Source organism: Numidum massiliense (assembly GCF_001375555.1).
Classification (GTDB): Bacteria; Bacillota; Bacilli; order Thermoactinomycetales; family Novibacillaceae; genus Numidum; species Numidum massiliense.
In genome coordinates, this window is record NZ_CTDZ01000009.1 from 1,056,930 (window position 1) to 1,067,821 (window position 10,892).

At 50.3% G+C, this 10,892-nt stretch carries 6 protein-coding genes; 2 read left to right on the forward strand and 4 right to left on the reverse strand.

What is annotated here, in order from left to right; all coding sequences use genetic code 11:
- Positions 1-71: 71 nt before the first annotated feature.
- The 3 genes from odhB to erm form a co-directional block, all read right to left on the reverse strand.
- Complete coding sequence (gene odhB, locus BN1247_RS05440; RefSeq protein ID WP_054949482.1) at positions 72-1,376, reverse strand: 2-oxoglutarate dehydrogenase complex dihydrolipoyllysine-residue succinyltransferase; 1,305 nt, start codon at positions 1,374-1,376, stop codon at positions 72-74.
- Positions 1,377-1,533: 157 nt separating this feature from the next.
- A complete protein-coding gene (locus tag BN1247_RS05445) occupies positions 1,534-4,377 on the reverse strand; it encodes a 2-oxoglutarate dehydrogenase E1 component (protein WP_054949483.1) in 2,844 nt (947 codons plus the stop codon).
- Between the two features lie 564 nt (positions 4,378-4,941).
- Entirely contained in the window at positions 4,942-5,805 is an 864-nt protein-coding gene (erm, locus tag BN1247_RS05450) for a 23S ribosomal RNA methyltransferase Erm (RefSeq protein ID WP_054951508.1), read from the reverse strand.
- A gap of 688 nt (positions 5,806-6,493) precedes the next feature.
- Here erm and BN1247_RS05455 point away from each other — a divergent pair.
- A complete protein-coding gene (locus tag BN1247_RS05455) occupies positions 6,494-7,954 on the forward strand; it encodes a catalase (protein WP_054949484.1) in 1,461 nt (486 codons plus the stop codon).
- Between the two features lie 432 nt (positions 7,955-8,386).
- Here BN1247_RS05455 and BN1247_RS05460 read toward each other — a convergent pair whose 3' ends face one another.
- On the reverse strand, positions 8,387-9,733 hold the full coding sequence (locus BN1247_RS05460) for a helix-turn-helix domain-containing protein (RefSeq protein WP_054949485.1): 1,347 nt from the start codon (positions 9,731-9,733) through the stop codon (positions 8,387-8,389).
- Positions 9,734-10,268: 535 nt separating this feature from the next.
- Here BN1247_RS05460 and BN1247_RS05465 point away from each other — a divergent pair.
- Entirely contained in the window at positions 10,269-10,889 is a 621-nt protein-coding gene (locus BN1247_RS05465) for a TetR/AcrR family transcriptional regulator (RefSeq protein ID WP_054949486.1), read from the forward strand.
- Positions 10,890-10,892 lie beyond the last annotated feature (3 nt).

Sequence of the window (10,892 nt, forward strand, 5' to 3'; positions counted from 1 at the left end):
TTGTCGGTGCGCCCAGCATGGGCGCAGTCTAATAGGGTGCAAGTCCCGAACTGTGAAGGCAGAAGTAACAGTTAGCCTTCTAACAATAGCGATTCCGGATCTTCGAGCATTTGTTTTACTTTTACTAAGAAGCTCACCGCTTCTTTGCCGTCGACGATGCGGTGATCGTACGAGAGGGCGATGTACATCATCGGGCGCAATTCGATGTCGTCTCCGACGGCAACTGGCCGTTTCTGGATCGTGTGCATGCCGAGAATACCGACTTGCGGGCCGTTCAAGATCGGCGTCGACAACAAGGAGCCGAAAATGCCGCCGTTCGTAATCGTAAACGTGCCGCCTTGTAGGTCTTGTAAGCTCAATTTGTTGCTGCGCGCTTTTTCGGCGAGCGAGGCAATATCGCTTTCGATTTCTGCGAACGAGCGCCGATCAGCGTCGCGCACGACGGGAACGACGAGTCCAGCGTCTGAGGCGACGGCAATTCCGATATCGTAGTATTTTTTAATTAACATGTCCTGTCCGTCAATTTCGGCGTTCAGTAGCGGGAATTGCTTTAGCGCGCCGACGACGGCTTTCGTAAAGAAGGACATGAACCCTAGTTTGACGCCGTGCTGTTTAAGGAAAGGCTCTTTCCACCGTTTGCGGACGTCGAGGATCGCCGTCATGTCGACTTCGTTAAATGTCGTTAACATGGCCGCCGTTTGTTGTACTTCGACGAGGCGGTTGGCGATCGTTTGCCGACGGCGGGACATGCGTTCGCGCACGACCGGCTTGCCAGCTTCGCCTTCAACTTGCGGCGCGTTTGCCTGGACTGCTTTTGGCGCAGACGGTGCCGGTTGCGGCGCAGCCGCTTGTGCCGGTGCATTTGCATGCGCGGCGACGTCTTCCGGAGTGATACGGCCAATGCCTTGCACTTGATTTAAATCGATGCCGCGTTCACGTGCTAAGCGACGTGTGGCTGGCGAGGCCACTGGCGGTACGCCTGGGCGAGCGGGTTCGGTTACAGTCGGCATCTCGCCTGACAGTCCTTCTGCCGACGTGGCGAGCGGTGCATCTTGTGCGTCTTGGGCAGCTGGGGCGGGGGTAGGGGTAGCCGTAGGATCTGCAGTTTTAGCGGGTGCGGCGTCACCTGTTGGAGCTTCTCCGCCCGCAGCGAGAATGGCGATCGTTTCGCCAACTTCCACCGTATCCCCGATTTGTTTTACAATTTTTTGTAACACGCCGTCCGCAGGCGCATTGACTTCAATGTTCACTTTGTCTGTTTCCAGCTCGGCGACCGGTTCATCTTGTGCGACAGTTTCCCCTTCGCTTTTTAGCCAGTTCGCAATCGTTCCTTCTGTAATAGACTCGGCGAGTTCTGGTACCTTAATTTCACTCACGGTTTTATTCCCTCCAAAGTTGTCGTAAACGAACGGTCGGTTGGACTTTAATCGAACGGTCCACCATCCGCTAGCTATATGGCTCGATTGTCGTTTATGATTCGTTGTTCAATGAGTCCTGTTCACGTTGCGATAAGGGATCCGGTAAGGGATCCGTTTATCGCTCGACGCGCAAGGCCTCCGTCACGATACGCTCTTGCTCGACGGTGTGGATGTCCGGTAGGCCTTCGGCCGTGCTCGCCCGTTCTGGACGTCCGACGTAGCGAACCGGGATGCGCGCGTGAACGAGGGCGCGCAATTTGGGCTCGATGTACATCCAGGCCCCCATGTTTTGCGGTTCTTCTTGCACCCAAACAATTTCCTCTAGCTGGTGGAAACGGCGTACCACTTTTGCCAGTTCTTGTTCAGGGAATGGATACAGTTGTTCCACGCGTGCGATATGCAGCTGTTCACTGTCGTACGCTCCCGTCTCAAGAGCGGTTTCCAGGTCGATCGCCACTTTCCCGCTACACAAAATTAACCGTTTCGTTTTCTCCGGCGCTGTGCCGAGCCCCGTTTGTTCCAAGATCGGCTGGAACTGTCCGTTACCGAGCATCGCACTCGAAGCGGCGACGCGCGGGTTGCGCAGCAAGCTTTTCGGCGACATGAGGACGAGCGGGCGAACGTTACCTTCGCGAATGGCAGCTGCTTGGCGACGCAACAGGTGGAAGTACTGCGCCGCACTCGACAAGTTGGCGACCACCCAGTTGTTTTCCGCAGCAAGCTGCAAAAAGCGCTCTAGGCGAGCACTCGAGTGCTCAGGACCTTGCCCTTCGTAACCGTGGGGTAATAACATGACAAGGCCAGAATCTTGTCCCCATTTGGCTCGACCGGCCGAAATAAATTGGTCGAACATGACTTGTGCCGCGTTCGCAAAGTCACCGAACTGCGCTTCCCAGAGAACGAGTGTTTCCGGAGCGAACACGTTATAGCCGTATTCAAACCCGATTACCGCCGCTTCGGAGAGGGGACTGTTGTAAATGTCGAACGACGCCTTAGCTTGTGGCATCGCTTGTAAGGGGCAATACGTTTCCCCTGTTTCGATATCGTGCACGACGAGGTGGCGGTGGGCGAACGTACCGCGCTCCGAATCTTGTCCCGTCAGGCGGATCGGTGTGCCGTCGGCAAGGATGGAGGCGAAGGCTAGTGCTTCCGCTAACGCCCAGTCGATTTTTCCGTCTTCATCCAAAGCAGTCGCACGTCGCTGCAAAATGCGGTCTAGTTTCGGATACGGTGTAAAGTGTTCTGGGCGTTTTAGCAATTCCGCATTCAATTCCCGTAACTGATCGAGCGGAACAGCTGTTTCAACATCTATCGCCGCATCGTCACTCATATCAGGTACGTCGATGCTGTTCTCGTCGCTCGACGTGACCTCATCGTAGGCGGTTTGCAACCGACTGTGTACTTCTTTATCGATCTCAGCGATTTTTTCTGCCGAAATGAGTCCTTTTTCGCTAAGCTGATCAGCATACTGTTTGCGTACCGTCGGGTGGTTGCGAATGGTCGCATACGTCAACGGTTGCGTCACAGTCGGATCGTCCATCTCGTTATGACCCCAGCGGCGGTAACCGACGAGGTCAATCAGAAAGTCTTTATGGAACCGCGCGCGATATTCGTAAGCGAGTCGCGCTGCCGCGAGACACGCTTCCGGATCGTCGGCGTTCACGTGGACGATCGGAATTTCGAACCCTTTGGCCAAGTCACTCGCGTATTGCGTCGAGCGGCCGTCCGTCCGTTCGGTCGTGAAACCGATGCGGTTGTTGGCGATGACGTGGATCGTACCACCCGTATGATAACCGGGTAAGCGGCTTAAGTTCAACGTCTCTGCTACGACGCCTTCCCCGATAAAGGCAGCGTCGCCGTGTACGAGAATACCGAACGCTTCGCGAACGTTTTGTTTCGGACGACCCGCTGATTGCCGGTTTTCTTGAGCCGCGCGCGTAAAACCTTCGACGACGGCGTTGACGAACTCGAGGTGGCTCGGGTTGTTCGCCAGAGTAACGCGTGCCGGGGTGGCGTTTCCGTTGCGAACGGATAAGTCGGCACCGAGGTGATACTTCACGTCACCGGTCCAACCGTAGTTAATCCCCATTGAACCTTCCGACGGAACGAGTTCTTTATTCGGTGCACGGTGGAATTCGCTAAAAATAATTTTCAAGTCTTTATTGAGGACGTGAGCGAGCACGTTTAGTCGTCCGCGGTGCGCCATGCCGACGAGGACGTTGTGCGCGCCGTCTTGCACGCCGGCGTGAATGATTTCGTCGAGCATCGGCACGAGCATGTCGAGCCCTTCGATCGAGAAACGCTTTTGCCCAACGAACGTCCGGTGTAAAAACGTCTCGAACTGCTCGACCTCAGTCAACCGCTTTAACAACTCGATGCGCTCGACGGCAGGCAAAGAACGGTGGATCGCGCCGGATTCGACCATGTGGTTTAACCAAAGGCGCTCATCGACGTCATGGACGTGGGTGAACTCATAAGCGAGTGATTGCGTATAAATGCGTTTTAACAGTTCAAGTGCTTCGCGCGCCGTCTGAATCGTGTCCGGTGCGTCCGACCATACCATTTTGGCCGGTATTTTATCTAAATCCGCTTCCTTTAGTTGATAGCGGGATAGGTCAAATATACGCGTGTCTACCGCGCGTTTTTCTAGCGGATAGATCTGGGCGGCTAAGTGGCCATACGTGCGTATGTTGCGTACTAACCGTTCGGCGGCGACGACGTGTTTCACGTTGAGGCCGTCAGTCGTATGAGTAGTCGCTACGGTGTCTGTAGTCGTTGCCTCAGCCTGAGCACCGTCGATTGGTGGGGAACCCCACTGTTCGAACAGCGCGCGCACCGATTCATCGACAGATTGCGCATCCGCCACGTACTGTTCGTATAATTCCATTATGTAGCCAAGGTTAGGACCGTAATATTTGTACCACGGCGACTGTTTGTCCGGGATACTGTCAGTCGTCATTCGACTTATACCTCCAACACATTTGTTTTAGTATGTGACACTGTCTTTAATATACTCATTACCAATTGCGACGATTTACACAACAAAAAAACCCCATCCGCTGTCGTTGGAGTTCTAAAACGGCACCGTAACGCTCATTAGCCCATATGAACGCTCCTTATTTAAGTTGTATACAAGCAGACACATTTGTCTTCCCTGTCTCCTAGTTAAGCTGTGATGTTAGCGTTGTCTACGAATGTACAGCCGCTTGTTGCAGCGCAGTACATCGTTACAGCTCTAATGATAAAACAAATTATCTACATTAGCAAGGGACAAGTCTTTATTGTTTCTATTCCGCTAATTGGAGGCGCTTACTGAGGGTAACGATGTCCATATAGGCGTCTCGTTTCTACCTTAGAACGAGGTTTATTCATAGTGTGCGCAGCTTTTCGTAAAAGGTTTTAAAAAAACAGCGGAGCAAAGATCGATCCGCAATTTTTCGTGTGAGATCCTTGCTCCGGAATTGTACGACAAACGCTTTCGTTTTGGCACCACTGTTTAGGCACCACTATTAATAAGGTAATTTTATTTTCGTTTATATATTTTTGGCCAACGAAAGCGGGTGACGTGCGTTTGCATCGTCTGGAAGACGATGCGCCACTGTCGTTCGTTCAACGTACCGATCGGTGCCTCCTGCGCAACGTCGAGCTGCCTGACCAACCGGGTTACCTGGGGTGGGGTAAACACGCCGTCCAACGCCATATGCAGCGGAGCGTGCGGAGCCGTTAGGCCGTATGCAGCGAGCGCGGCAAACTGGCGATGATGACGCGCATCGATGGGCGGTGTCTCCTTTCGCCGGATGACGAGGACGGCTGAATCGACGCGCGGCGGCGGTGAAAAATTGTTAGGAGAGATCGAGCGTCCCCGTTCCAGATGAAACCACATGCGCCATGTCAAAATGCGCGGATCGGTGATCGGCGTTGCCGTAAAGCGGATCGCAGCGCCCTTTTCGACGACTAATACGGCGCGTTGCAGCGAGTTTGTCGGACGATCGAGTAGTTTCCCGAGAATTGGGGTCGTAATACTGTACGGAATATTGGCTACGACACAAAATGGCTGCCGCGGCAAACCGATCTCCAAAAAATTTCGTTCGATGACATGAATATTGCTATCTTCGGTCGCCCGCCTCAGTTTGTTTGCGAAGTGGGGATCGTTTTCCACAGCGAGTACTTTTGCCGCTTTTTTCGCGAGGGGAAGTGTTAGCGCGCCGGTACCCGCGCCAATTTCTAATACGACATCCTCCGGTGTTATATCGGCCATGCCGATTAAATCGGCAATTAACCGCTTATTGTGCATGAGGTGTTGTCCCGGAAAATTGGTTCTTTTCGTTCCTTTAGTTCCTGCTCTATGCTTGCGAATGCGCCGATGGCGCTTGTTTTGTTTGCTCACTTTTTTTGCCTCCGTTACTTTTTCGTCGTTGAGAAAACAACCATAAAAAAACCACAGTTCACCCGTGGTTCGAGTAATCGGAAGCAGACAAAAGCGACAACGGTGGCGTGGAAAAATGTTGATCGCCACAGCAAGCCGCCCTTACCGAATGTTTATGCAGAAAAAAACGAAAAGAAGGGAGACAGATTCGTCCCCCTTCAAGTATTAACGATTTTAGGGTTACCCCGATTTTAGGCAGACTGATCCCGCATACTCTACCCACGAGTAGAGCCTTTGTGCACTATAAAGTTTGCTGCGCAAAACTTATTGTGCGGAATCGTCCTGCCATCATCGGTTGCAACCCTCCGTCCATTAAAAGTATCACAATTTTAACATGGAGTGGTTGCTGTTGTCAACGATAAAAAAACGGTTTCATCGATTGCGACATAGCATATGATAGGGTGAAGAAGTCGTAAGCTTTTGGGGGAACATCGCTATTACTTGCCAATTACACGAACCCGCTAATCGGCAATTTGAGCGACACCGTCGTCGGCGAATTGCGGGCTGAGTTTCAATTGGTAGCGGGGCACTAAGATTCGATGACAATGAACACCTTGATTATAATGATTATAATTTAGTATTGACTTTCATATGATTTTTATTATAATGTGTGTAGGAAGGCGTAGTTATTGAAGAGAGGGGATTCACATTGGATAATCGAAAAAGATTGACCACTGCTTCAGGCATTCCTGTGGGAGACAACCAAAATTCTATCACGGCAGGTCGACGGGGACCCGTATTGATCCAGGACTTCCACTTACTTGAAAAATTGGCCCACTTCAACAGAGAGCGCATTCCGGAGCGTGTCGTTCATGCAAAGGGTGCTGGAGCCTATGGGTATTTTGAAGTTACCAATGATGAAATATCGAAATACACCAAGGCCGATTTTCTGAGTGAAAAAGGGAAACGAACTGAGATGTTTGCCCGCTTTTCAACCGTAGCCGGGGAATTGGGCTCGGCTGATACGGTTCGGGACCCCCGGGGGTTTGCACTGAAGTTTTATACCGATGAGGGGAACTATGATCTGGTCGGTAACAATACCCCCATATTTTTTATCCGGGATGCGATCAAGTTCCCCGATTTCATCCATACCCAAAAACGCCACCCGAAAACCGGCCTAAAAGATCCGAACATGGTTTGGGATTTCTGGTCCCTGTCACCGGAATCGTTGCACCAGATCACTTATCTGCACGGGGATCGCGGCATTCCGGCAACATACCGTCACATGAACGGTTACGGCAGCCACACTTTTAAATGGGTCAATGATCAAGGGGAAACCTTCTGGGTGAAGTATCACTTCATCAGTGACCAAGGGGTGAAAGGGCTGGACGTGGACCTGGCTGCCAAACTGGCCGGTGAGCAACCCGATTATCACAGGGCGGACCTGTTCAATGCGATTGAGGAGGGTAATCACCCCTCCTGGACGTTGTATGTTCAGATCATCCCTTACGAAGATTATAAAACCTATAAGTGGGATTTGTTTGATGTGACCAAGACGGTGTCGAAAAAGGATTATCCGCGGATCGAAGTCGGCAAAATGATCCTTAACCGCAATCCGGAGAATCATTTTGCTGAGGTGGAACAAGCCGCATTCACTCCGGGTAATCTCGTCCCCGGAATCGAAGCATCGCCGGATAAAATGTTGCAAGGCCGAATCTTCAGCTATGGCGATACCCACCGTTACCGCCTGGGGGTCAATCATCAACAAATTCCGGTCAACCGCCCGAAAGCGGATGTCAACCATATGCAGCGCGACGGTTCTATGGCGGTGAACGGAAACGGCGGCGGTGAACCCAATTATGAGCCGAACAGTTTAAATGGACCGGTGGAAGATCGCCAAAAGAATCTCACGCCATTTGAAGTGTACGGTGAGGCGGACAGCGTAGCCTATGATAGCGATGATCACTACACACAACCCGGGGATCTCTATCGTCTGATGAGCGAAAACGAAAGAGAACGTCTGGTGAAAAACTTCGCCGATCATATGAGACCCGTCAAAAGTGACGAGATTAAACTTCGTCAGATCGGCCACTTCTACAAGGCCGACCCGGAATGGGGAGAGAGAATCGCCAAACTGCTGGGCTTATCTATCCCGGCCGGTGTAAAGTGAATGATCTATAAGAGCCGATTGGATCCCGTTTAGGATCCAGCCGGCTTTTTTCTTGCCGGTAACCCGCCTTCTTCATCCAATATAATTGTTCAAAAAGGGTGGACGCGCTTTCGAGACGAGGGAATCGCGCGAGGGATTTAGGGCTATGAGGGGGGAGGGATTTCTTTGTCAGACTAGAAACCCTCCATAACAGTCAACCTGTAACGGTCAAACTGTAACAGTCAAAACTGTAACGGTCAAATTGTAACGATCAATCCACAGTGGTCAACCTGTAACAGTTAACCCGCCAGATCGTGCAGCTATCCCCCCAAAAAAAAACGTGCAATCTCAAAATCGGTGTCACGTCGTCAGGAGTGTTAACTGGGGGCGTTCGCGCTGCAATAGCTACCATAGACGGCCAAACAGACTGCCAAACAGGAGGCAAAACTTTTTTCAATGATAAAATCCCCCTCTCATCGAAGACTCAAGCTGTAAAAGGGCCTTCATCGTTTCATAGTGCTTTTCCTTGTCACCGATCGTGTGGTAATAGTCGATCAACAGGTGGTAAAATTCTTTCGCCTGACTATAAAGATCGTGTTCGTACGCTAGATTTACGCCTTGCTCACACGTCTCGACGAGACCCGACGAGTCGGTGTGTCGTTCGACGCGCGCTTGAAATAGGAGCAACTGCAGGCGATCTTTAAAGGTCGTCAGTGCGTCTTGCAAACGCAATGCGCTGTCTAACTGTTGTTTCGCAGCCGCCCAGTGCTCCCTCGCGAGAGACAGTTCGCCTAAGGCCAAATAAGCTAAAGCCTGACGCCGCTCGTTGCGCGTCAGGTGGCAGATGTCGTGCACGATGTCAAAGGCGAGTGCCGCTTCTGCACAAGTTGCTTCGTCCCCTTTACTCATTGCCAAATACGTGTACCCTAAGTTTAAATATACTTGACTCGCTAACTCGCGATCGTGGCGACACAACTCGAGCGCTTGTTTGAAGGCGCCAACGGCGTCATTGTACACGCCCTGTCGTTTTAGAATCGTTCCTTCCAAATTGTACGCAAGCACCATTGTTTGTATGTCGTAATATCGTTCGTCTAACTTTTTTAACTCAAGTAGAGAAGCGTAAGCGACAGTGTCCTTACCCAAGTGGAACCAGTATACACTCTTGTTAAAAAGCGCATCCCCTTTTAAATACGGTTTATAACCCGCAGGGTCAAAGGCAGCAAGCGCCTTGTCCGCATACGCAATTGCCTTCGTACAATCTTGGTTCCCGTAAAACGCACAGGCGGATAGTCGATTGTATGTCATGGGAAGCACGTTCAGCTTAGGATCGATCGGCTTAACACGTTGTGCCGAATCGACAACTTCTAGTAATGCGGCATAAGCCTGTTTCCATTGCTGCTGCCGGCACAATAGGGAGGCAAACGCCAACTGCAGCCTCATTTGTAAACTCTCATCTTCTAGCACGTCGTCGTCTTGTTCGAGCTCGGCGATCATTTTTTCCGCACGATCATAGAGACCGTTTTCGATCAAATGTTCAATTAAAGATAATCGCTCTTCGAGAAAAGACCGTCTGTTGTCTTCAGAAGCGATCATCTTTAGTAGCGTGTCATCATCCAGCTTAAGCGCACCTTTTAAATATTGGACTTTGTCGTTGTTTATATGGTGTACAATCCCCCTTTCGATGTTACTAATGGCAGGGATTGAGATCGTGTCATCAGCTAAATCACTCAACGTTAAGCCGAGTTCCTTCCTACGCTTCCGCAAGATACTACCTAATTCGATGCTATTTATTTTCTTCACCTCTAAACTCCCCCTCAAAACGGATGATATACAGTGCATTCGGCTTATATCAAAAAAAGTCCTGCCTATATTCCGAAAAAACCTTATCTACATGTTCATCATAAGCGTTAGAGCTTCGAAATCTGTCATCGTAGGCCTCACCCCCTTCCAAATGGGGATGAGTTCTCAACTCGCCTGATTGGGAGTTGAGCCCATGAGAAGAAGCCGATCTATCGATTTTCCGATTATATTATAGCTTCCTATTGAACAATAGCATTTGTGGGAAAAATCTTTTATTCTTTCCGATGCAGAACACCATCTTCCTAACGCTTTTTTTATTTGTTCACCTATAGACCGATCTGGTCGACTCGTGTTATAGTCGAATAGACCAGATCGGTCTATACGTTTAATCCGTCGGAGATGCTCTCGATGATCGCCGACGTGTCTGAAGAAATCCCCACTACATAGGGAAAACGGAATGGAGAAAACGGAAAACAGCAGTCCATGTAGACAAAGTCAGCAGAGATGGTTCTGTATAGACAAAGGAGGTGGAAAGATGCAATCGTTTGAAACGTTGGAGGAAGAAAAACGACAGCGCATATTGAACGCAGCGATGCACGAGTTTGCGGAAAAAGGGTTTGCGCAAGCATCGACGAACGCGATCGTGAAACAGGCGAACATCGGGAAGGGAATGCTTTTTTATTACTTCAATAACAAACAAACGCTATTCAACTACTTAGTCGGTTATGCGCTTACCGTTGTCGATGAACAGTTTATGCAAAAAATTGACATGAATAACCGCGATTTTATCGATCGGCTGTACGATGCAGCGAAGAAAAAACTTGCATGTTACCACGCCTATCCGCACGTGTTTACTTTTTTAACAACGGTGATCTTAAAGGAAACGGCGTTGCTGGATGAAGACTTACAACAACGGATTGTCGCCTTGCAACATGATGGAGAACGTAAACTATACGAAAACATCGATACGACACTGTTTCGCGACGGGATCGATGTTGACAAAGCGTTGCAACTCATTAAGTGGGCGTTCGAAGGATACCAACAACATCTCATTCAAACGATGGAGACTGAGGTAATTACGACGATTGACTTTGATCCGTATTGGAAGGAGTTTGAAGAGTATTTGGCAGTTTTAAAAACTTGTTTTTACGCATAGGGG